Genomic DNA, 22924 nt, shown 5'->3' on the forward strand with positions numbered 1-22924 from the left:
CCTGCCGAAACAGGCCGGGGTATCAACATATCTGGCGTTGACTTTTGGCACGCTGTTGAGTTCTCAAGGAACGGACGCTTCCTTTGTACTCACCCACAGAACATTGTCTGAGGCTTTCCTCCGGGCGCTTCCCTTCGTGTTTCCAACTTTACCAGATCCTTTTCCGTTCCGTTTCCGGTTCGGAATTTGATTCCAGTAGCCGTTGGGGGCCTTTTGCCTTTCGGCTGATCCGACTTTATCAGAGATTCCGAGTCGGAATTCCCGCCCCGTTCGGGGACTGCAACCGAGCGCACAAGTGCGTTTGGTTCCCGTTCAGGTGGAGACGTAAACGTACTGGAGCGGGGCGCCCCGATGCAAATCGAGGGCCCCGCCCCGTGGTTGACGCGTCAGACCTCGACGACGACAGGGAGGATCATCGGGCGCCGGCGGTAGGTGTCGGAGACCCACTTGCCCACCGAGCGGCGGACGAGTTGCTGCAGCTGGTGGGGTTCTACGACGCCGTCCTGTGCGGACTTGTTGAGCGCCTCTTCGATCTTGGGCACGACGCCGCTGAACACCGAGTCGTCAATACCGGAACCCCGGGCCTGGATGTGCGGGCCGCCGACGATCTTGCCGGAGGTGCTGTCGACCACGATGAAGACCGAGATGATGCCCTCGTCTCCCAGAATGCGGCGGTCCTTCAGAGAGGCCTCGGTGACATCGCCGACCGAGAGGCCGTCGACATACACGTAGCCCGCCTGGACCTTGCCGACGATCTTGGCCTTGCCGTCGACGAGGTCGACGACGACGCCGTCCTCGGCGATGACGATGCGGTCCTTCGGCACACCCGTCAGTGCGCCGAGTTCGGCATTGGCCCGGAGGTGGCGCCATTCGCCGTGGACCGGCATCAGGTTCTTCGGCTTGCAGATGTTGTAGAAGTACAGGAGCTCGCCGGCCGAAGCGTGGCCCGAGACATGGACCTTGGCATTGCCCTTGTGGATGACGTCCGCGCCCCACCTGGTCAAGCCGTTGATCACGCGGTAGACCGCGTTCTCGTTACCTGGGATGAGGGACGACGCCAGGATCACCGTGTCGCCAGGGACGATGCGGATCTGGTGGTCGCGGTTGGCCATCCGGGAGAGCGCCGCCATCGGCTCGCCCTGAGAGCCGGTGCAGACGAGTACGACCTCGTCGTCCGGAAGGTCGTCGAGTGTCTTGACGTCGACGACGAGGCCGGCCGGAACCTTCAGATATCCCAAGTCACGGGCGATGCCCATGTTGCGGACCATGGAGCGCCCGACGAATGCCACGCGGCGTCCGTACTCATGGGCCGCGTCGAGGATCTGCTGGATGCGGTGGACGTGGCTGGCGAAGCTCGCCACGATGATCCGCTTCTGGGCGTTCGCGAACACCGTCCGCAGGACGTTGGAGATGTCCCGCTCGGGCGGGACGAAGCCCGGGACCTCGGCGTTGGTGGAGTCCGAGAGCAGCAGGTCGATGCCCTCTTCGCCCAGCTTGGCGAAGGTCGGGAGGTCCGTGAGGCGGCGGTCCAGCGGGAGCTGGTCCATCTTGAAGTCGCCGGTGTGGACCACCATGCCCGCAGGAGTACGGATGGCGACGGCCAGCGCGTCCGGGATGGAGTGGTTGACCGCGACGAACTCGCAGTCGAACGGGCCGATGCGCTCGCGGTGGCCCTCCGTCACCTCGAGGGTGTACGGGCGGATGCGGTGCTCCTGGAGCTTCGCCTCGATCAGGGCGAGGGTCAGCTTGGAGCCGATCAGCGGGATGTCGGGCTTCAGCCGGAGCAGGAACGGGACGCCGCCGATGTGGTCCTCGTGGCCGTGCGTGAGCACGATGCCCTCGACGTCGTCGAGACGGTCCCGGATGGTGGTGAAGTCCGGCAGGATCAGGTCGATACCAGGCTGCTCCTCCTCGGGGAAGAGGACGCCGCAGTCGACGATCAGCAGCCGGCCGTCGTACTCGAAGACCGTCATATTGCGGCCGATCTCGCCGAGGCCGCCGAGCGGGGTGACGCGCAGGCCGCCCTTGGGCAGCTGCGGCGGGGCGCCGAGTTCAGGATGCGGATGACTCAAAAGACTCTCCTCACCACGCACGCCACGTACCGCTGAGGCACGTGGCGTACATGACATTCGTGCACTTGCTGTTGTCTTGGACCGACCGTTTCGGTCGGGTTTCTCTGCGTATTCAGTTGTGAAGTCTGTGTGTTAGAGCTGTACCCCACCGGCAGCGAGGTCGATCTTGAGCTGCGCGGTTTCCTCTGGGGAGAGCTCCACCAGGGGGAGCCGGAGCGGTCCGGCCGGGAGGCCCTGGAGGGCCAGTGCCGCCTTGGTGGTGATGACGCCCTGCGTACGGAACATGCCCGTGAACACCGGAAGCAACTGCTGGTGGATCTCGGTGGCCTTCTGGACGTCACCGGTGAGGTGGGCATCGAGGAGGGCGCGGAGCTCCGGGGTGACGACATGGCCGACGACGGAGACAAAGCCGATTGCGCCGACCGAGAGCAGCGGGAGGTTGAGCATGTCGTCGCCGGAGTACCAGGCGAGACCGCTGCGGGCGATGGCCCAGCTGGCGCGGCCCAGGTCACCCTTGGCGTCCTTGTTGGCGACAATACGCGGGTGCTCGGCAAGGCGCACGAGAGTTTCGGTGTCGATCGGGACGCCGCTGCGGCCGGGGATGTCGTAGAGCATCACGGGCAGTTCCGTGGCATCCGCGATGGCCGAGAAGTGCCGGAACAGGCCCTCCTGCGGAGGCTTGTTGTAGTACGGCGTCACAGCCAGCAGGCCGTGCGCGCCGGAGCGTTCGGCGGTGCGGGCGAGCTCGATGCTGTGGCGGGTGTCGTTGGTGCCGATGCCGGCCACGACATGGGCCCGGTCTCCGACCGCTTCCAGTACAGCCCGTACGAGCTGGTCTTTCTCCGCGTCGCTGGTGGTCGGCGACTCACCGGTGGTGCCGTTGATGATCAGGCCGTCGTTGCCTGCGTCCACCAGATGGGTGGCCAGTCGCTGGGCGCCGGCAAGGTCGAGTGCGCCGTCCGCCGTGAAGGGCGTGACCATAGCGGTGAGGACCCGCCCGAACGGGGTCTGCGGAGTGGAGATCGGAGCCATGGGTAACACGCTACTCGCTGCTCAGTACGCAGTGTCCCCTCGGGGGGACGTGACGTACAACCCGACAAGCGGAGCCCGGCACTGCCTGCTCGGGGGTTCAAGCAGTGCCGGGTCCGTTTGATCAGCCTAGATGAAGTTCTCGAAACGCCGCAATCCGGACACTTCATCGGGCTGGCCGTACATCTGTGCCCTACGGAGCGACGCGGCCGTTGGCGTTGAAGGCTGCGTAGGTGAGCGGCATGAGCTTCGCCCAGTGCGCTTCCATCTTCTCGCCGACCATCTCGATCTCCCGCTGCGGGAAGGACGGGACCGCTGCCAGCTCGTGCTGGGTGCGCAGGCCGAGGAAGTGCATCAGCGAGCGGGCGTTGCAGGTGGCGTACATGGAGGAGAACAGGCCCACCGGGAGGACGGCACGGGCGACCTCGCGGGCGACGCCCGCGGCCAGCATCTCCTGGTACGTCTCGTACGACCGGCGGTACGAGTCCTCCATGGACTCGGTCACGATCTTCTGCTGCTCCGATGTGCCTTCGACGAAGACGTACTTGCCGGGGCGGCCCTCCTGGACCAGCTTGCGGTCCGCGCCCGGGACGTAGAAGACCGGCTGCAGCTCGCGGTAGCGGCCGGACTCCTCGTTGTACGACCAGCCGACGCGGTGCCGCATGAACTCACGGAAGACGAAGATCGGGGCGCTGATGAAGAAGGTCATCGAGTTGTGCTCGAAGGGGCTGCCGTGGCGGTCCCGCATCAGGAAGTTGATGAGTCCCTTGGAGCGCTCCGGGTCCCTCTGCAGCTCCTCCAGAGACTGCTCGCCCGCCGTGGAGACTCGGGCGGCCCACAGCACGTCGGAGTCGCCGGCGGTGTGCTTCACCAGTTCAACGGTGACATCGCTGCGGAAACTGGGCGTGGCGGTCTCGGCGGGGGTGTCGGTCACCGACAGGGTCCTTCCAACGTCTTCGCTCGGGCGGCGCCCACTCTAGACCACCTTGCGCATCGACAATCTTCTGCTATTTCGGCGAAATCGGGCACCGATGTGGCCTTCCGCTCGTCTGTACCGATAGCAGCGTTCCGTCATTAGCAGTCAAGGAGAGTGCCCTGATGTTCCGCCGGCGAGAGGCCGTCCCTTTCGCGTTCGTCGCCGAGGCCGATCGCTTCCGCAGTAACGTCACTCCCCCGCCCCGCGAACGCCCCGGCGTCTCGCAGCTCGCCGGCCGTACGCTGCTCGGGCTGACCATCGCCTGTGGACTGGTCGGCTCGCTGCTCTTCGGGCTTCCCTCGCTGGAAACCGGCCGTGCGGCGGGGCATTCGCAGCAGTCCCAGGCATCCGACAGCCGCTGACCCGTACGGACCCCCTGGAGTGGTCGGTCAGGGGCGTCCTCGGTAGCCTCACCAGGCACAGCCCAATCGAGTGTGCTGGTGAGTGAGGATCAGTCGTGCCCCTGCCCTTTCTGACAGCCGACCGCGCATTTGGCACAGACGCCGAGAACGCCGGCGACATCGCGCTGCCCTTCGACGATCACGACAACTGGCGGCGTCCGTACCGTCCGGGCCCCTGGCGGGTCGCGGCGGCGGCTTTGTTGCTGCTGCTCGCCTCGTTCGTGCTCATCGCGGCGATGATCATCGCGTTCGCGGTTGCGCTGCCCGGGGCGGGACTGTGTCTGGGCGTGGGGCTCGCGCTGGTCGCCGCCGCACTGCGGCTGCTGCGTGCGGGTGCCTGGGTCAGCCGGCACGGGGTACGGCGCGTGGGATTCCTTTCGACCACCACGGTGCCGTGGAACCGCGCTTCCGCGGTACGCACCGTGCAGCAGCCGGTGCGCTGGCTCGGGCTGCCGCGCACCGTGCAGGGCCAGGCGCTCGTCGTCGTACGACAGGGCGCCGAGCCGCTGCCGCTGCTCACCGACCACAACGCGGACTTCCTGTCGCGCGCCGAGGCGTTTGACCGGGCGGCGGACACGGTCGAGGCGTGGGGGGCGGAGTACCGCCGCGCCTGACCGGGGGCGGTGAGTCCGGGAGCTTTCGGGGCTTCGCCCCGGAACCCGCTTGGAACCCGCTTCGGGGGCTCCGCCCCCCCGGACCCCCCGCTCCTCAATCGCCGGAGGGGCTTGATGTGGAGGGGCTTGTCGTGGCCGGGCGATCGTGCAGCGCGATCGCCCTTTGCATCGCCTTGCGGGCGCGCGGGGTGTCACGGGCATCGTGGTAGGCGACGGCGAGGCGGAACCAGCTGCGCCAGTCGTCCGGTGAATCCTCGGTCTCGGCGCGGCGCTCGGCGAACACGGCGTCCGCGGAGTCCCGGTCGATACGGCCGCCCGGCGTGTGCCTCGACTCATCGACCGGCAGGCCGCCTTCGGCCTCCAGCTCACGGGCCAGCCGATGAGCGTCGCGCGCGAAGCGCGTGTTGTGCCGGAGGAACCAGACGCCGATGCACGGCAGCAGGAAGGCCACCGCGCCCATCCCCATGGCGGCCGGCTCACCGGTCAGCATGAGCAGCACCCCCTCCAGCGCCACCACGCCGAAGACGATGACCAGCACAGTGGCGAGGAAGAAGTACGTGATCTTTCCGCCCATGGCCGTCAGCCGAGGTCGAGGAAGTTTTCCAGGCCGAAGGTGAGGCCTGGGGTGGACACCACACGGCGGACGCCGAGCAGGATGCCCGGCATGAAGCTGCTGTGATGCAGGGAATCGTGCCGGATGGTCAGCGTCTCGCCCTCGCCGCCGAGCAGGACTTCCTGGTGGGCGAGGAGTCCGCGCAGCCGGATGGCGTGCACGGGGACGCCGTCGACGTCCGCGCCGCGGGCGCCGTTTAGCGCGGTGACGGTCGCGTCGGGCTGCGGTGCGCAGCCCGCCTCGGCGCGGGCCGCCGCGATGAGCTGGGCGGTGCGGGTGGCGGTGCCGCTGGGGGCGTCGGCCTTGTTCGGGTGGTGCAGCTCGACAACCTCGACGGACTCGAAGTAACGCGCCGCCTGCTGCGCGAACTTCATGGTGAGGACCGCTCCGATGGAGAAGTTCGGCGCGATGAGCACGCCGGTCCTTGGCGATGCGGCGAGCGAGGTGTTCAGCTGCGCGAGGCGTTCGTCGGTCCAGCCGGTGGTGCCGACCACCGCGTGAATGCCGTGGCGTACGCAGAAGTCGAGATTGCCCATCACCGAGGCCGGCGTGGTCAGTTCGACCACGACCTGGGCGTCGGAATCCACCAGGGCTTCCAGTTTGTCGCCCCGGCCGAGTGCCGCGACCAGTTCCATGTCGTCGGCGGCCTCGACGGCTCGTACCGCCTCCGAGCCGATACGGCCCTTGGCGCCGAGAACGGCCACGCGCAGCTTGCTCATTGCTCTCTTCCTTACGGTTAGGAGACCGCTTCGTGGAGTCGGTCCGCCTGCTTGTCCTTGAGCGGGCCGATCACCGACAACGACGGGCGCTGTCCCAGGACCTCGCCGGCCACCGCGCGCACCTCGTCAGGGGTGACGGCGGCTATCCGCGCGAGCATGTCGTCGACCGACATCTGCGAGCCCCAGCACAGCTCGCTCTTGCCGATACGGTTCATCAGCGCGCCCGTGTCCTCGAGGCCCAGCACTGTCGAGCCGGAGAGCTGGCCGACGGCGCGGCCGATCTCCTCGTCCGACAGACCGTCCGATGCGACGCGGTCGAGCTCATCGCGGCAGATCTTGAGGACGTCGTGGACCTGGCTGGGCCGGCAGCCTGCGTAGACGCCGAAGAGGCCGGTGTCGGCGAAGCCCGAGGTGTACGAGTACACGCTGTAGGCGAGGCCGCGCTTCTCCCGTACCTCTTGGAAGAGGCGGGACGACATGCCGCCGCCGAGAGCCGTGTTCACTACACCCAGCGCCCAGCGGCGCTCGTCGGTGCGGGCCAGACCCGGCATGCCGAGGACCACATGGGCCTGCTCGGTCTTGCGGTTGAGCAGTTCGACGCGGCCGGCCGTGCGCAGGGAGCGGTGTCCGTCGCGGGGCGGGGTCGGGGCCGCGTCCGTACGGGACAGGGCGCCGGCCTTCTCGAAGGCCTGACGGACCTGGCGTACGACCGTGGCGTGGTCGATGTTGCCCGCGGCGGCTACGACCAGATGGGTCGGGTCGTAGTGCTTCTTGTAGAAGCGGCGGACGCGGTCCGCGGTGAGCGCGTTGACGGTGTCGACCGTGCCGAGGACCGGGCGGCCGAGAGGCGTGTCTCCGAACATGGTGTGCGCGAACAGGTCGTGCACACAGTCGCCCGGGTCGTCCTCGGTCATCGCGATCTCCTCGAGGATGACACCGCGCTCGGCGTCGACGTCCTCCTGCTGGATCAGCGAGCCGGTGAGCATGTCGCAGACCACGTCAATGGCGAGCGGCAGGTCGGTGTCGAGCACCCGTGCGTAGTAGCAGGTGTACTCCTTCGCCGTGAAGGCGTTCATCTCGCCGCCGACCGCGTCGATCGCCGAGGAGATGTCGAGGGCGGAGCGCTTGTGCGTGCCCTTGAAGAGGAGGTGCTCGAGGTAGTGCGTGGCGCCGCCCAGCGACGGCGTCTCGTCTCGGGAGCCGACGTTCGCCCAGATCCCGAAGGTGGCGGAGCGTACGGATGGCAGGGTCTCGGTGACGACGCGCAGGCCGCCGGGGAGGACGGTGCGGCGGACCGTGCCGATGCCGTGCTCGCCCTTGAGAAGCGTTTGGGTACGGGCGACGGCCCGCGCCTCCGAGGAGGTGCGGGCCGTCGTCGTGGAACTACGCGACGTCACTTGTCGGTGTCGTCCTTCTTGTCTTCGGCGTCCTCGCCCTCGATCACGGGGATCAGGGAGAGCTTGCCGCGGGAGTCGATCTCAGCGATCTCGACCTGGACCTTGGAGCCGACCGCGACCACGTCCTCGACGTTCTCCACGCGCTTGCCACCGGCGAGCTTGCGGATCTGCGAGATGTGCAGCAGACCGTCCTTGCCGGGCATCAGCGAGACGAAGGCACCGAAGGTGGTGGTCTTGACGACCGTACCCAGGTAGCGCTCGCCGACCTCCGGCATGGTCGGGTTGGCGATCGAGTTGATCGTGGCGCGGGCGGCCTCGGCCTGCGAGCCCTGCTGGGCACCGATGTAGATGGTGCCGTCGTCCTCGATCGTGATGTCGGCGCCGGTGTCCTCCTGGATCTGGTTGATCATCTTGCCCTTGGGGCCGATAACCTCACCGATCTTGTCCACCGGGATCTTGACGGTGATGATCCGCGGGGCGTTCGGGGACATCTCGTCCGGGACGTCGATGGCCTCGTTCATCACATCGAGGATGTGGAGGCGGGCGTCGCGGGCCTGCTTCAGCGCGGCGGCCAGGACCGAGGCGGGGATGCCGTCGAGCTTGGTGTCGAGCTGAAGCGCGGTGACGAAGGTCTTCGTACCGGCGACCTTGAAGTCCATGTCACCGAAGGCGTCCTCCGCACCGAGGATGTCGGTGAGGGCGACGTAGTGGGTCTTGCCGTCGATCTCCTCGGAGATCAGGCCCATGGCGATACCGGCGACGGGGGCCTTGAGCGGCACACCGGCGTTCAGCAGCGACATGGTGGAGGCGCAGACCGAGCCCATGGACGTCGAGCCGTTGGAGCCCAGCGCCTCGGAGACCTGGCGGATGGCGTACGGGAACTCCTCGCGCGTCGGCAGCACCGGCACGATGGCGCGCTCGGCGAGCGCACCGTGGCCGATCTCGCGGCGCTTCGGCGAACCGACGCGGCCGGTCTCACCGACGGAGTACGGCGGGAAGTTGTAGTTGTGCATGTAGCGCTTGCGGGTCACCGGGGAAAGGGTGTCCAGCTGCTGCTCCATACGGAGCATGTTGAGGGTGGTGACGCCCAGGATCTGGGTCTCGCCACGCTCGAACAGCGCCGAGCCGTGCACGCGCGGGATGGCCTCGACCTCGGCGGCCAGCGTACGGATGTCCGTGACGCCACGGCCGTCGATACGGACCTTGTCCTTGATGACGCGCTCGCGGACCAGCTTCTTGGTCAGCGCCCGGTAGGCACCGGAGATCTCCTTCTCGCGGCCCTCGAACTGCGGGAGCAGCTTCTCGGCGGCGATCTCCTTGATGCGGTCGAGCTCGGCCTCGCGCTCCTGCTTGCCGGCGATGGTGAGCGCCTGCGTGAGCTCGCCCTTGACGGCGGCGGTCAGCGCCTCCAGGACGTCGTCCTGGTAGTCGAGGAAGACCGGGAACTCGCCGGTGGGCTTGGCTGCCTTGGCGGCGAGGTCCGACTGGGCCTTGCACAGCGCCTTGATGAAGGGCTTCGCGGCCTCGAGACCAGCGGCGACGATCTCCTCGGTCGGCGCCTCGGCGCCGCCCTTGACGAGCTCGATGGTCTTCTCGGTGGCCTCGGCCTCGACCATCATGATCGCGACGTCGCCGTCCTCGAGGACGCGACCGGCGACCACCATGTCGAAGACGGCGTCCTCGAGCTCGGTGTGCGTCGGGAAGGCGACCCACTGGCCCTTGATCAGGGCGACACGGGTGCCGCCGATCGGGCCGGAGAAGGGCAGGCCGGCCAGCTGCGTGGAGCAGGAGGCGGCGTTGATCGCGACCACGTCGTACAGGTGGTCGGGGTTGAGCGCCATGATCGTCTCGACGATCTGGATCTCGTTGCGCAGGCCCTTCCTGAAGGAGGGGCGCAGCGGGCGGTCGATCAGGCGGCAGGTGAGGATCGCGTCCTCGGAGGGCCGGCCCTCACGACGGAAGAAGGAGCCGGGAATCTTGCCGGCTGCGTACATCCGCTCCTCGACGTCCACCGTCAGGGGGAAGAAGTCGAGCTGGTCCTTGGGCTTCTTGGAAGCGGTGGTGGCCGACAGCACCATGGTGTCGTCGTCCAGGTACGCCACGGCGGAACCGGCGGCCTGCTTGGCCAGGCGGCCCGTCTCGAAGCGGATGGTGCGGGTGCCGAAGGTTCCGTTGTCGATAACGGCCTCGGCGTAGTGGGTCTCGTTCTCCACTAGCGTTTTCTCCTCGTCTTCGTCCCCTCGCCCGTGTGGCGGAGGACGTGGCGGAGAAGCTCTCGTTCTGCGGGCCGGTCTTCGATCGAAGCACCCGGGGTGTTGTTCTCCGGGGGCCACTACCGAGGACCGGCGGCGGGGAGACGGCTTCTCGCTCGTTCAGTTTTGCTCTACGCGATCCAGACTAATTGGCGTCCGGTACGTAGCGCACGTACAGCAAAGGGAGCGGCCCCCTAAGAGTGGGAACCGCTCCCTCCACCAACGTCTTACTTGGCGCCGCCGGCCGCACCACGGCGGATGCCGAGGCGGTCGACGAGCGCACGGAAGCGCTGGATGTCCTTCTTGGCCAGGTACTGCAGCAGACGGCGGCGCTGGCCGACCAGGATCAGCAGACCACGGCGGGAGTGGTGGTCGTGCTTGTGCGTCTTGAGGTGCTCGGTCAGGTCCGAGATACGGCGGGAGAGCATCGCCACCTGGACCTCGGGGGAGCCGGTGTCGCCCTCCTTGGTGCCGAACTCGGTCATGATCTGCTTCTTCGTAGCGGCGTCGAGAGACACTCGGTACTCCTCTTTGATGTTCGATGCGCCCACGAGTGCCCCTGGTCTTGATCTCAGGGGAGCTTCCGTGACTCGGAGGCGAAGGTCCGATGAGCGCAGACCGCAGAGTTTCCTGGAAGCTCCGGAGGTCGCGTACACAAACGGCCGTCACACAGCGTACCAGCCCGCGGCGGCGCCTCTGGCGAGTGCCACCGCCGCCTCCGGCGGGTGCTCCTAGCTGGTCAGCGAGCGGGCCGCGCTGTAGATGTCGAGTACGGCCAGGCAGAGCGGGACCAGCGAGAGCAGCACCAGACTCTCGGTGAGGTCGAGCAGCCGGCCCCAGAAGGGCGAGAGGCCCTTCCTCGGGATGACCAGGCCGATCGCGGTGATCACGGCCGCGCCGGCGGCGACGGCAGCGGTGAGCCAGATCGTACGGATGTCCAGGCCGCCGCGGTCCCCGTACATCAGGAGGTCCTTGACCAGGTCGACGGGCGGGTTCAGGGAGAGGCCGAGGACCAGCAGCGCGATCGCGGCGATGCCCGCCACCAGGGTGCAGGCGACCTGCGAGGTGTAGCGGAAGAGCCGGGCGCGCAGCAGCATCGCGAGGCCGGCGGCCAGCGCGAGGAACTGACCCCAGATGCTGTTGGAGAAGCCGAGTACGGCGGCGCAGCCGACGACGACAGCGGCGCAGCCGCCGACCAGGCCGAGCAGCATCTCGTGGCCGCGGCGCGCCTGGGCTGCGATCCGCTCGGCGTCGACGGGCTGGGCCTCGGGCGTCTCGTTGGGGTCGGCGAAGGAGTCGTCGTAGCCCTCGGCTGCGCTGCGCGGGGATGCGTAGCCGATGGGCAGCCGGGCGAAGCGGGCGGAGAGGCCGGGCAGAAAGGCGACGAGGCCGATGGCGACCGGGGCGACGACGGCCGCCGTCTCGGTGGCGGAGGCCTTGGTGAGGATCATCAGGAACGTCGCGAGGGTGCCGGTGGCTCCCAGGAAGGTGGCCGCCACGAAGGGGGCGTCGCCGCTGGGGGTGAGCGCGACCAGGGCGACCGAGGCGACCAGCACGGTGACGCAGCCGAGCAGGAACTGCAGCCGGCCGGGGCCGGCACCGGCGTCCGGACCGATGATTCCGGAGCCCGCGATGAGCAGCAGCGGCAGCGCGCCGAGTCCGAGAGCGACGGCGGTGGCGCGGTCCGAGTACACCCTGGCCCGTACGCCCGCGAAGGCGGTGAGCAGCAGACCGCCCGCGCCCGCGATGATGCCCGGCAGGCTGTGCATGTCGTGGCGGACCGGGTCGGCGAACCAGAGCACGAAGCCCATCAGGACGAGCAGCAGGACACCGCCGACCAGGCCGGCACCGCGCAGCAGGTCGTCGCTCCACAGATGGCGGTCGCGGGTGACCGCGGAGGCGACGGCGTCGGAGACATCGTCGAAGACGGCGGGCGGCAGTGACTCGGCGAAGGGACGCAGGCTCAAGACCTCGCCGTCCAGCACCTGTTGGGCGCTGAGTGAGCGGGCGCCCTCGAGTACGGTGCCGTCGCGGCGTACCAAGTGGTAGCCGGTCGGGGCGCCCGGGGACTGCGTCTGGCCGGTCAGACGCAGGATTTCCGGGTAGACGTCGGCGACGGCGATGTCCTCCGGGAGGGCAACATCGATTCGGCTGTCCGGCGCCACGACGGTGACGCGGCAGAAGCCGGTCGCTGCGGTCGTACTCACTGTCTGGACCCCCTGGTTCGCCCTGATTCGCGGTTGCGCACGGTGCGCGCGACACCCTACCGGGACACGGGGCAGGGGCCTGCAAGTAGGATCACCGTCGCGCGGAGGGAAGTCCGCAGCAAAGGCAGTCACGGGGGCGCCGGCGCGGAATCAGCCCGTCCGTCTTCCGTCCGTATCGAGGGATTGATGCTCCGGTGAGCCAGATCGTCGTGAAACGCCCGCCGAGGTCGCTGCCGCCTGAAGTGCCCACGGAGGAGCTGGCTCTGGAGGCACCTCCGGAGCTGCCGCGGGGTCAGCAGGAGGGCATGCTGATGCAGATCCTGCCGGTCCTCGGCATGGGCTCTTCGGTGGTCTTCTTCTTCTCGCCGCAGGCGCCTCCGTTCATGCGCATCATGGGCGTGATGATGCTGGTCTCGACCGTCGGGATGGTCGTCGCCCAGATCGTCAGGTTCCGCAAGGGTACGCAGGGGCAAATGGCAGATGTCCGCCGCGACTACCTCAAATACCTCGCACAGACCCGGCGTACGGTGCGCAAGACCGCGCGCAAGCAGCGCGATGCCCAGCTCTATCTGCACCCCTCCCCCGAGCAGCTTTGGTCCGTGGTGGCCGAGGGCTCGCGGGTCTGGGAACGGCGTGTGGGCGACAACGACTTCGGGCAGGTGCGCATCGGTCTCGGCGCGCAGCAGCTGGCCACGCCGCTCGTAGCGCCGGACACCGCGCCGGTGGACGAGCTGGAGCCGCTCTCGGCCGGTGCGATGCAGCAGTTCCTCGCGGTGCACGGCTCGTTGGACGGGCTGCCGATGGCAGTCTCGATCCGCGCCTTCTACCACGTGACGGTCTCCGGTGAGCCGGAGTCGGCGCAGTCCGCGGCGCGGGCGCTGGTCTCCCAGCTGGTGACGCTGCACTCCCCCGAGGACCTGATGGTCGTGGTGGTGGCTGCGCCGGGAGCCGTCCCGCGCTGGGACTGGACGAAGTGGCTGCCGCATACGCAGGTGCCCGGTCAGGTGGACGGCGCCGGTACGAAGCGGCTGTTCGGCGACGACCTCGGTGAGCTGGAGCAGCTGCTCCACAGCCGCCTCGACGGGCGGCCGCGGTTCAGCCGGGAGAACCAGCCGGTCCTGGACCAGCCGCATATCGTCGTCGTACTGGACGGCGGGATGGTGCCGCCGGACTCGCTGTTCGCGGCGGCCGAGGGCCTGCAGGGCGTGACCATCGTCGAGGTCGTCTCCGGCGATCTGGACGAGCCGCGCGGCGGTCTTTCGGTGGTCGTACGGCCGGGGCGGCTGCGTCTCGAGTCCGGTTCACGGGTGGCGTACGAGGGTGTGCCTGACGGGATTTCGCTGCCGGCCGCCGAGGCGCTCTCACGTCAGCTCGCGCCGCTGCGGATGGGCGGTGGCGACGACGACGAACCTCTGCTCGCCAACCTGGACTTCACCGATCTGCTGAACCTGGGGGACGCCGGGTCCATAGACGTGGCCCGAACCTGGCGGCCGCGGTCGGTCGCCGAGCGGCTGCGGGTGCCGATCGGTGTCGGTGAGGACGGCCAGCCGGTGATGCTGGACCTCAAGGAGGCCGCACAGGAGGGCATGGGCCCGCACGGTCTGTGCATCGGCGCCACCGGTTCCGGTAAGTCGGAGCTGCTGCGCACCCTGGTTCTCGGCCTCGCGGTCACGCATACGTCGGAGACGCTGAACTTCGTCCTCGCGGACTTCAAGGGTGGTGCGACCTTCACCGGAATGTCGCAGATGCCGCATGTCGCGGCCGTGATCACCAACCTGGCGGACGACCTCACGCTGGTCGACCGCATGGGTGACGCGATCCGCGGTGAGCTGCAGCGCCGGCAGGAGCTGCTGCGCTCGGCGGGCAACTACGCCAACATCCACGACTACGAGAAGGCGCGCGCGGCGGGAGCCCCACTGGAGCCGCTGGCCTCGCTCGTCCTCGTCATCGACGAGTTCTCCGAACTCCTCACCGCCAAGCCCGACTTCATCGACATGTTCATCCAGATCGGCCGTATCGGCCGTTCGCTGGGTGTGCATCTGCTGCTGGCCTCGCAACGCCTGGAGGAGGGCAAGCTGCGCGGCCTCGACACCTATCTCTCGTACCGGATCGGTCTGCGGACCTTCTCGGCGGCCGAGTCGCGCACGGCGCTGGGTGTGCCCGACGCGTACCACCTGCCGTCGGTGCCGGGTTCCGGCTATCTGAAGTTCGGTACGGACGAGATGACCCGCTTCAAGGCGGCGTACGTCTCCGGCACGTACCGCACCAGTGGTCCGGATCTGTCGGTGGGCCAGCTGCCCATCGAGCGACGGCCCGTGGTCTTCACCGCGACTCCGGTGCCGGTGGTGTACGCGGCACCCGATCCCGCCGCGTTGGCCGCCGCCAACGCCGCCGAGGACGAGGCGCTCGCCGACACGGTGCTGGATGTGATCGTGCGCAAGCTGGAGGGTCAGGGTGTGCCCGCCCACCAGGTGTGGCTGCCGCCGCTGGACCAGGCGCCCACGCTGGACCAGCTGCTGCCCGGTCTGGCGCCGACCGCGGACCGCGGTCTCACCGCGACCGAGTACACGCGTCCGGGCGGTCTCACCGTCCCGCTCGGCCTGATCGACAAGCCCTTCGAGCAGCGCCGTGAGGTGCTGTACCGGGACTTCTCCGGAGCGGCGGGCCACATGATGGTCGTCGGCGGTCCGCAGTCCGGCAAGTCGACGCTGATGCGGACGCTGATCTCGTCGTTCGCGCTCACCCACACCCCGGCCGAAGTGCAGTTCTACGCGCTCGACTTCGGCGGTGGCGGCCTGTCCTCACTCTCCGACCTGCCGCATGTCGGCGGTATCGCCTCGCGGCTCGACCCTGAGCGGGTGCGCCGTGCGGTCGCCGAGGTGATGGGCGTACTCAACCGGCGTGAGGAGTTCTTCCGCGCCAACAACATCGACTCCATCGCCACCTACCGGCGCAGGCGCGCCGCCGGCGAGCTGCCCGGCGAGGCCTGGGGGGATGTCTTCCTGGTCATCGACGGCTGGGGCGGTTTCAAGAACGACTACGAGATGCTGGAGCCGGTCGTCGCCGACCTCACGGCGCGCGGCCTGGGCTACGGCATCCATGTCATCATCACCGCCGCCCGCTACATGGAGGTACGTGCGGCGCTGAAGGACCAGATGCTGGGGCGGCTGGAGCTGCGGCTCGGTGACGTCATGGACTCGGAGTTCGACCGCAAGGTCGCGGCGAACGTCCCGTCCGGCGTGCCGGGCCGTGGCCAGGTCCCGGAGAAGCTGCACTTCATGACGGCTCTGCCTCGTATCGACTCGATCAGCAGCTCCGGCGATCTGTCGGAGGGCACGGCTGCCTTTGTGCAGGCGGTCAAGGGGAACTGGGCTGGGCCTGCGGCGCCGACCGTCCGGCTGCTGCCGCGCCGGCTGCCCGCCGAGCAGCTGCCCAAGGGCTTCGAGTATCCGCAGCACGGCATCGCGATCGGCATCGACGAGACAAACCTGGAGCCGGTGTTCGTCGACTTCGAGAGCGACCCGTTCTTCCTGATCTTCGGCGAGAGCGAGTCCGGGAAGACGGCGCTGCTGCGGCTGATCGCCAAGCAGATCTCCGAGCGCTACACCCCGGAGCAGGCGCGGATCGTGGTCGGCGACTACCGGCGCACGATGCTGGAGGCCGTACCGGCCTCCCATCTGCTGGAGTACGCGCCGATGACGTCCGCGATGGAAATGCACATGGACGCCATCAACACGGTGATGGGCAAGCGCGCGCCGAAGCCGGACATCACACCGCAGCAGCTGCGCGACCGCAGTTGGTGGACCGGGCCGCAGCTCTTCGTCCTCATCGACGACTACGAGCTGGTCGCCACCAACTCCGGCAATCCGCTGTCGGTACTGGTGGACAATCTGCCGTTCGCGCGTGATGTCGGCATCCGCTTCATCATCGCGCGCAGTGCGGCCGGAGCTTCACGGGCGATGTACGAGTCGTTCATGCAGCGGATCAAGGAGCTGGGCGCGCAGGGCGTCATCCTCTCCGGCGACCCGGGCGAGGGAGACATCCTCGGCAATGTCCGGGCGCGTCCGATGCCGCCGGGACGTGGCACTTTCGTGTCCCGCAAGCGGGGCGCACCGCTGGTCCAGGTGGGCTGGCTGCCGGATCAGTAGTCCGTCGAGGCACACGTCCGGCACGTGCCGGCACACGTCCCGGCAGCCGTCAAGGCTGCCGGGACGCACCAAGTAGTGTGGTTGCGCACCTCGTTCATCGCACCTGGGAGGGACCGCGCCGATGGCTGACGCAAGCGAGAAGGAACGCCAGAAGGAAGAGCTGTACGCCCTCGACATCTCCGGTGTGGAGTGGCTCAGCGCGCCCGGCACCAGCAAGGACGAGGAGCGCGTCGAGATCGCTCATCTGCCGGGCGGGGCGGTCGCGATGCGCTCGTCGCTGGAGCCGGAAACGGTGCTGCGGTACACGGAGGCCGAGTGGCGCGCGTTCGTACTCGGTGCGCGTGACGGCGAGTTCGATCTCAGGTAGGAGCTTGTACGGCAAGGGGGGTTGCCCGCCTGCGCGGGCAACCCCCCTTGGACGTTCGCTCGATGCTCGTCAGTGCATCATGCGGAAACGGGTGGCATTGTCCTTGTCCGTGTCCTGGTAGCCGACAACGGACTGGTCGAGCAGACGCGCGATCTGAGCCAGGTCCGCGTTCAGGCCGTCCATGTCCCGGGCCAGGTTGGCCTGGACCTCGATGTAGGCCTGCTTGGCGTCACCGTCCCAGTTGCCCGCAACGTTCTTGACGTGTGTCATCAGGTCCCGGAGCTGCTCGTTCAGGTACTTCGAGGTGCCGCGGACGTCACCGGCCGCGGTGGTCACTGTGTCGTAATTGACAGCAGTCGTCATGCTTTACTCCTAGTGGCGATTCTGCGGAGGATCCGGACGGCTCAGATGCTGAGGATGGCGCTGCTGCCCTGCGAGGCTTCCATCTTGCGGAAGGTCTGAATGCGCTCGGTCTCCTGCGCATCGAAGCCGTCGGCGCTCATCTTCACGAGGTTCTGGAGGTTCTCCAGGTCGCGCTGCACGTTCCGCATACGCAGGTTCAGGTCCTTCTGAGCCTGGTCGTACGCCTGGCTCGCCGCACCCTTCCAGCCGGTCTGGATCTGGTCCACCACGCTGTTGAGCGACACGATCCGGCTGTTCAGCTCGGTCTGGAACTTGTCGATCTGCTTGGACAGACCGGTGATATCGCCACTTGTTACATTCAGGTCTTTGCCGCTACCCGACATCGTGCCCCTTCTTCCTACGACGGTGATGTAGACGGAAGCCGATTGGATGCCGCCCCCGTACGGACACAGTCCTCACTGAGTCCTACAGCCACTCTATCCACTTGATACGACAGTTCCAACTGCAAAGTCCTGTATGGAGACTTGGCTCACTGGGCCCTTTTGCGCCGGGTGTCCCGGATGACCGTTGCCGCCCCCGCGACCACTGCCACCAGTACGACGCCGATGCCCAACACGTAGGTTGCGTAACGCTCCTTGCGTTCCTGAGCGGTCTCGGTCATCGCAAGATGCGCGGGCTCCGGCGCGGGCGGCTTCGGCGGGCCGGGGTCGGCGTGCGGTGCGTCGATCGGGAGGCCGTCGCCGCTGAGCGCGCGCACCGGGTCGATCACGCCCCAACCGACGAAGCTGTCCTTGCCGTTGATGCTGCGCTCGGCGGTCTGCTCGATCTGCGCGATGATCTGGGGCACGGTCCAGCCGGGGTACTTGGCCTTGAGCAGCGCCGCGACACCGGCGACGTACGGCGCGGAGAAGCTGGTGCCGTTGTCGACGCACTGCCCGTTGCCGGGGACGGTGGAGACGACGTCGACTCCGGGGGCGGCGATGCCGACGAAGCCGCCCGCCTGCGAGAAGACCGCCCGTTCGTTGTTGCGGTCGGAGGAGGCGACGGCGAGAACGCCAGGGAACGCGGCGGGGTAGGTATCCTTCAGCTTGCCGTCCATACCGTCGTTGCCGGCGGAGGCGACCACGACGATCTTCTTCTGGATCGCCTGCTGTATCGCCTTGTTGAGGGTCGAGTCGAGCGAGAGCGGCTTCGTCGTGTCCTGGGAGATGTTGATGACGTCGGCGCCCTTGGCGATGGCGTGCTCGATCGCCGTGGCCATCGTCTTGTCGTTGCCGCTGTTCTTCTCGTCGTTCTGGCGGATGGGGATGATCGTGGCCTCGGGCGCCAGTCCGACGAAGCCGGTGCCCTTGCGGGGGCGCGCGGCGATGATCCCGGCGACCTTGGTGCCGTGGCCGACCTCGTCGACCGTGCCGTCGGTCTTGCCGCGCTTGTCGTCGCTCGGGCTGTTCTTGTCGGGCTTGAGGAGGTCCTTCCCCGCGGAGGCGTCGACGGCGGACTTGAGCTGGACGTTGGCGTTGTCCACGCCGGTGTCGATCACCGCGACCCGGACGCCCTTGCCCTTGGTGTCCTGCCACAACTCGTCGAGCAGCACCCGCTGGAGCGGCCAGGGGATCCCCTCGATCTGCTTCTTCATCGGAAAGGTGCACTCGCCGCTGCCGTTGATGCCCAGCTGGTGCGGGACTTCGTCGGCGTATGCGGCCGGGGACACAGCCGACAGACCCGTCAGCGCCGCCGCGGCGGTCAGCAGCGCGGTCTTCCTGCGCAGGTGCAGCATCGGTCGCACCCCCTACGAACCCTGCGGCTGACGCGCGCTGTTGGTGTCGAGCCGGGGTCCCTTGGACAGGAACTCCGACCAGTTGATCGGCACGAGGGTCGGAGTGACCTTCTCGTATCCGAGCCGGATCTGCGCCTGGCTGGGCTCGGGGCGGCCGTCCTGCTGCTTCTGCTGGTCGCCCGTGCCAATGTCGGAGCGGTTCGCGTCGCTGTCGCCGTTCGCCTGGACGGCGTACCGCAGTCCGGTGTCGGTCACCAGGAAGAGCGAGCCGTCGGGCTTGGTCTGCTTGCCCTGGACCTGCGTGTAGAGAAGGCCGGTTCCGGGGGTGACATAGGTGCTGGTGCCGCCTGCGGTTATCTCCGCGGGGTACTCGGAGCCGGCCCAGGTGGACAGGGTCGTACGGCCCTTGTCGTCGACCTTGCGCAGCACGCTGCAGACCGTGTCGCGGTCGCCGCCCCGGGAGTTGACCTGCTTCGACCTGAGCGAGGGCCAGTGGTACTGAGCGCCGAAGAAGTCGCTCTCCGGGGCGAACGACGCCGCGTCGACGCTGACCGCCTCGCCGCGCATGTTGAGCTTGTCGGTCAGCGGGGAGTTGATGAGCAGCCAGGCGGTGAAGTCGGAGACCGGCTGGACCTTGCCGGGCAGCACGACGTAGTGCTGCGGCCCGGAGCCGGTCTGGGCCTGGAGGACCATGCCGACCTGGTCCTGTTCGCCCGTCAGCCCGCCGCCGATGCCCGCGCTCGCGCCGACCTGGCCGGGGATGGCGGGAAAGTCGACCGGGGTGCCGTCGTGCAGCGTCGCCAGCCAGTCGTCGGTGACGGACTGCGGCTCCTTGCTGCCGACCAGGGCGCGGGTGAGGAACCCGGCATCGCTCTGGCTGCCGCGCACCAGGTACTTGGTGCCGCCGGCGTCCACGAGGTAGCGCAGCCCGTTCTGGCCCTTGACGTACAGGACTTGGCCACCGCTGAGGCGCTGCTCGCCCTCGGTCCGCTTCAGATCGCGGTCGCCCAGGACGAAGGTCGCCTTCTGCACGGTGCCGCCCTTACCGCCGCCGGGCTGCTCGCAGACCGCCCAGCGCTTGGACTCGGCGGCCTCCTTGGCGGACGGCAGTCGGTCGGGTGCGTACGGAATGCCTAGAATCGGGCCGCGCGGGGGTTTGCCCGAGTCCAGGATGTCGTCGCTGACCTGGATCACCTTGAACTGCTGGGGGGTGAGCAGCAGTCGCGCGGACGCGAGGTTCAGCACGGGGTGGAGGAGGACCTTCTGGTTCTTGCCCTTGCCGGTGGCGAGGACGACATAGCGCGTGGTGGAGTCCTTGCCGACGATCACCTTGGTGCCGGGCTGGGCCCAGTCCTTGGGAGCCACGGGCTTGAACATGCCGAAGGCCCCGAACCCCGCCACGACCAGCGCACCGACGATGATGCTGGGTATGACGGCCCGCATCGGGCGCGGTGCCCCCTCCTCCGTACCCGTGGTGGACGGTTGGAGGAATGCCGCCACCGTGCGCTTCTTCGCAAAGGTGTACGCGTTGAGCTCATCCCGCCGTGATGCCATGAGTCCCCATTGGTAAAGAAGGCACTGATTCTCCCCGTGGGGACCTTGTGATGAGCACGGTCCCCGGGCCCTGGTTGTCGGACCGGCCCCCTACTATGCCTGTTGATCGACGGTGCTTGTGGGGCGGGTAGGGTGATCCAGCCGCCAGGAGCCTTGCTGCGCAGGGCCGGACAGGGGTGATCGGGATGAATTGGGGCCTAATGAACTGGGGGGTGGCGGATTAATGGCTTCCGCGACGCGGGTGCGGCCGGCACCCCACGGGCAGGCCTCGGTACGGCCCACCGCACCGTCCCAGGGACCGGCGGCACCCCGACTCAAGGCACGACCGGGGCACTTCGGTTCGTTCCGACTGCAACAGCTCGTATTGATCGAGATCGCCGCGGCGCTGCTCCTTGTGGCCTGGGTGATCGATCCGCTGATGCTGGTTCCCGCTTTTGTGGTCGCCGCGCTGCTGGTGCTGCTGGCCCTGCTGCGCAGGCACCGGCGCTCGATGCCCGAGTGGCTCGCCACCGTCTTCGCCCTCCGCGCGCGCAGGCGCAGGGCCGCATCGCTGGTCCTCCCGCCCGATACGGAACCGGGGCTCGCGCCCGCCGTCGAGTGCGACCCCGCCCTGCGGACGTACACCTACAGCGACCGCGACCGGCGACCGGTGGGCATGATCGGCGACGGGACCTTCCTGACGGCCGTGCTGCAGGTCGAGTCGGACGCCACCGCCCTGCGGCCGGACCGTACCGCCAGGCCGCTGCCGATGGCTCTGCTGCGCGATGTGCTCGACGTCGACGGGATCCGGCTGGAGTCGGCACAGATCGTCCAGCACACCCAGCCCGCGCCCGCACCGCATCTGCCGCAGCAGTCGGTCGCCGCGCGCAACTACGCACCGCTGCAGGCGCAGACCGGGTCACCCGCGATACGGATCACCTGGATCGCGCTCAAGCTCGACCCTGAACTCTGCCCGGAAGCGGTGGCGGCGCGCGGCGGCGGCCTCGATGGCGCGCAGAAGTGCCTCGTGCGGACCGCCGACCAGCTGGCGAGCCGGCTGACCGGCGCCGGATTCCGGGCCACCGTGCTGACCGAGGAAGAGCTGACGGCGGCCATCGCCACCTCCTCCTGCGCCAGCCCGATGGCCATCGCACAGGCGAGCCGGGCGGAGACACCCGCGTCGCGCACCCAGGAGACCTCGCGCACCTGGCGTGTCGACGACCGCCGCCACACCACGTACTGGGTGAGCCGCTGGCCCCAACTGGGCGGCGGCGGGGCCCCGATGCCGCAGCTCGTCGCCCTGCTCACCTCCATCCCCGCGCTGGCCACCACTTTCAGCCTCACGCTGGGGCATGGCGACCGGCAGGGCGTGACGGTCAGCGGGCATGTCCGCATCACGGGGCGCAGCGACGAGGAACTGGTCGCCGCGCGCCATGAACTGGAGCGCGCCGCTCGCGGGGTCAAGACCGGGCTGGTACGGCTCGACCGTGAGCAACTGCCCGGCATGCTCGCCACACTGCCGCTCGGGGGAGCCCGCTGATGTCTGTGCCTGCCGCCAAGCCTCGTATCGGCTTCGGACTGATCGGACCGCGCCGGGACCGTCATGCGCTCTCGATGGACCAACTGTCCTCGCTGGCGCTGCCGGTCGGCGACGACGGAGTGGTCGTCGGCGTCGATGCCGAGAGCAAGCCCGCGGTGCTGGGCATCAACCGCCCCACGGCGTACGACGTCACGCTGATCGGCGGCCTGTGGACGGCGCAGGTGCTCGCGCTGCGGGCGGCCGCGACGGGTGCGCGGGTCACCGTGGAGACGGGCCGGGCGCACGCCTGGACGACGCTGGCCCAGGCGGCGGGCGGCGGACAGCAGTGCATATCGCTGCACGATGTGGGGCGGGTGCCGCCGCAGGGCGCTTCGGCCGGCAGTCCGGTCGTGGTGGTGCGGGACTGCGGGATGCGGCCGCCGCGCGGGCGGGTGGTCTCGGGTCCCTGGCAGTCGGTGGTGACGCTGCTGCCGTATCTGAGCCCGGTGGCACCGCGGCTGATGGAGAAGTCCGGTCTGGTCGGGATACAGCGCGTCTCGCCGGACGAAGCCGCGCAGATCGGGCGCATCATGCATCTCCCGCGGCCCGAGACTGAGGCGCTGTCCACTCTTGCGGACGGCGTCACGCTCTGGTGCACTGCGCGCGACCGGCAGTTCGTCATGACGCAGGCCACGGACGCCGAGACCGGATTGTTGGGCAGCGCTCGCCGGATGGACTGAGCGGCCATCAGTCCGTACGCAGTTGTACCATTTTGACCTATCGACTTCTTACACTCCGCCGCACTCGGTTCACTTGGGGGCAGCGCGTGACGTACGGGACAGTCGCCGACGCGTGGTCGGGCCTGCCGTACCGAGGTTGTTGACGATTAGGGTGGGACAGGGAGCGGCAGAAGAACCTGCGGGCATGTTGGCCGCGT

General features: G+C 68.4%; 20 protein-coding genes. 7 read left to right on the forward strand and 13 right to left on the reverse strand.

What is annotated here, in order from left to right:
• A partial coding sequence (locus tag AB0D12_RS25850; protein ID WP_362687370.1) for a hypothetical protein occupies positions 1-190 on the forward strand: 190 nt, incomplete at its 5' end.
• A gap of 196 nt (positions 191-386) precedes the next feature.
• Here the strand turns inward: AB0D12_RS25850 and AB0D12_RS25855 are convergent.
• The 3 genes from AB0D12_RS25855 to thyX form a co-directional block, all read right to left on the reverse strand.
• Complete coding sequence (locus tag AB0D12_RS25855; RefSeq protein ID WP_362687372.1) at positions 387-2072, reverse strand: ribonuclease J; 1686 nt, start codon at positions 2070-2072, stop codon at positions 387-389.
• 132 nt (positions 2073-2204) lie between these two features.
• Positions 2205-3104: a 4-hydroxy-tetrahydrodipicolinate synthase gene (gene dapA, locus AB0D12_RS25860; protein ID WP_362687374.1), complete on the reverse strand. Its 900-nt coding sequence runs from the start codon at positions 3102-3104 to the stop codon at positions 2205-2207.
• A gap of 190 nt (positions 3105-3294) precedes the next feature.
• Positions 3295-4035 carry an FAD-dependent thymidylate synthase gene (gene thyX, locus AB0D12_RS25865; RefSeq protein ID WP_327326431.1) on the reverse strand — a complete coding sequence of 247 codons (741 nt, stop codon included), beginning with the start codon at positions 4033-4035 and terminating at the stop codon, positions 3295-3297.
• 164 nt (positions 4036-4199) lie between these two features.
• Here thyX and AB0D12_RS25870 point away from each other — a divergent pair, with 164 nt between their 5' ends.
• Together AB0D12_RS25870 and AB0D12_RS25875 are read left to right on the forward strand one after the other, a co-directional pair.
• Positions 4200-4439 carry a hypothetical protein gene (locus AB0D12_RS25870; RefSeq protein WP_362687377.1) on the forward strand — a complete coding sequence of 80 codons (240 nt, stop codon included), beginning with the start codon at positions 4200-4202 and terminating at the stop codon, positions 4437-4439.
• A 95-nt stretch (positions 4440-4534) separates the two neighbouring features.
• Positions 4535-5092: a hypothetical protein gene (locus tag AB0D12_RS25875; RefSeq protein WP_362687380.1), complete on the forward strand. Its 558-nt coding sequence runs from the start codon at positions 4535-4537 to the stop codon at positions 5090-5092.
• 94 nt (positions 5093-5186) lie between these two features.
• Here the strand turns inward: AB0D12_RS25875 and AB0D12_RS25880 are convergent, their stop codons facing one another.
• From AB0D12_RS25880 to eccD, 6 genes are all read right to left on the reverse strand, one after another.
• Entirely contained in the window at positions 5187-5666 is a 480-nt protein-coding gene (locus AB0D12_RS25880; RefSeq protein ID WP_362687383.1) for a hypothetical protein, read from the reverse strand.
• Positions 5667-5671: 5 nt separating this feature from the next.
• Complete coding sequence (gene dapB / locus AB0D12_RS25885; RefSeq protein ID WP_362687386.1) at positions 5672-6424, reverse strand: 4-hydroxy-tetrahydrodipicolinate reductase; 753 nt, start codon at positions 6422-6424, stop codon at positions 5672-5674.
• A 17-nt stretch (positions 6425-6441) separates the two neighbouring features.
• On the reverse strand, positions 6442-7821 hold the full coding sequence (locus tag AB0D12_RS25890) for a pitrilysin family protein (RefSeq protein ID WP_362687389.1): 1380 nt from the start codon (positions 7819-7821) through the stop codon (positions 6442-6444).
• The gene (locus AB0D12_RS25895; RefSeq protein ID WP_362687392.1) at positions 7818-10034 is read right to left on the reverse strand and encodes a polyribonucleotide nucleotidyltransferase; all 2217 of its coding nucleotides are present in this window, start codon (positions 10032-10034) and stop codon (positions 7818-7820) included. Before AB0D12_RS25895 ends, AB0D12_RS25890 begins: the two co-directional genes overlap by 4 nt.
• Positions 10035-10300: 266 nt before the next feature.
• A complete protein-coding gene (rpsO, locus tag AB0D12_RS25900) occupies positions 10301-10591 on the reverse strand; it encodes a 30S ribosomal protein S15 (protein ID WP_093600212.1) in 291 nt (96 codons plus the stop codon).
• 213 nt (positions 10592-10804) lie between these two features.
• Positions 10805-12280: a type VII secretion integral membrane protein EccD gene (gene eccD, locus AB0D12_RS25905; protein WP_362687395.1), complete on the reverse strand. Its 1476-nt coding sequence runs from the start codon at positions 12278-12280 to the stop codon at positions 10805-10807.
• Positions 12281-12474: 194 nt separating this feature from the next.
• Here eccD and eccCa point away from each other — a divergent pair, with 194 nt between their 5' ends.
• Together eccCa and AB0D12_RS25915 are read left to right on the forward strand one after the other, a co-directional pair.
• On the forward strand, positions 12475-16428 hold the full coding sequence (eccCa, locus tag AB0D12_RS25910; protein WP_362687398.1) for a type VII secretion protein EccCa: 3954 nt from the start codon (positions 12475-12477) through the stop codon (positions 16426-16428).
• A gap of 121 nt (positions 16429-16549) precedes the next feature.
• Positions 16550-16795 carry a DUF397 domain-containing protein gene (locus tag AB0D12_RS25915; protein ID WP_362687401.1) on the forward strand — a complete coding sequence of 82 codons (246 nt, stop codon included), beginning with the start codon at positions 16550-16552 and terminating at the stop codon, positions 16793-16795.
• Between the two features lie 69 nt (positions 16796-16864).
• Here AB0D12_RS25915 and AB0D12_RS25920 read toward each other — a convergent pair whose 3' ends face one another.
• From AB0D12_RS25920 to eccB, 4 genes are all read right to left on the reverse strand, one after another.
• Complete coding sequence (locus AB0D12_RS25920; protein WP_362687404.1) at positions 16865-17158, reverse strand: WXG100 family type VII secretion target; 294 nt, start codon at positions 17156-17158, stop codon at positions 16865-16867.
• A 41-nt stretch (positions 17159-17199) separates the two neighbouring features.
• Complete coding sequence (locus AB0D12_RS25925) at positions 17200-17541, reverse strand: WXG100 family type VII secretion target (RefSeq protein ID WP_362687407.1); 342 nt, start codon at positions 17539-17541, stop codon at positions 17200-17202.
• 146 nt (positions 17542-17687) lie between these two features.
• Complete coding sequence (mycP, locus tag AB0D12_RS25930; RefSeq protein WP_362687410.1) at positions 17688-18935, reverse strand: type VII secretion-associated serine protease mycosin; 1248 nt, start codon at positions 18933-18935, stop codon at positions 17688-17690.
• A gap of 12 nt (positions 18936-18947) precedes the next feature.
• Entirely contained in the window at positions 18948-20489 is a 1542-nt protein-coding gene (gene eccB / locus AB0D12_RS25935) for a type VII secretion protein EccB (protein WP_362687412.1), read from the reverse strand.
• Positions 20490-20712: 223 nt separating this feature from the next.
• On the opposite strand from eccB, the gene eccE reads away from it, so the two are divergent.
• Positions 20713-22008, forward strand: a complete 1296-nt coding sequence (gene eccE, locus AB0D12_RS25940) for a type VII secretion protein EccE (RefSeq protein WP_362687414.1) — start codon at positions 20713-20715, stop codon at positions 22006-22008.
• Positions 22008-22727 (forward strand): hypothetical protein, encoded by a 720-nt coding sequence (locus AB0D12_RS25945; protein WP_362687417.1) that lies wholly within the window; start codon positions 22008-22010, stop codon positions 22725-22727. The genes eccE and AB0D12_RS25945 overlap by 1 nt, the downstream gene beginning before the upstream one ends.
• The last annotated feature ends 197 nt before the right edge of the window (positions 22728-22924 follow it).

This window comes from Streptomyces sp. NPDC048479 (genome assembly GCF_040651435.1).
GTDB lineage: Bacteria > Actinomycetota > Actinomycetes > Streptomycetales > Streptomycetaceae > Streptomyces.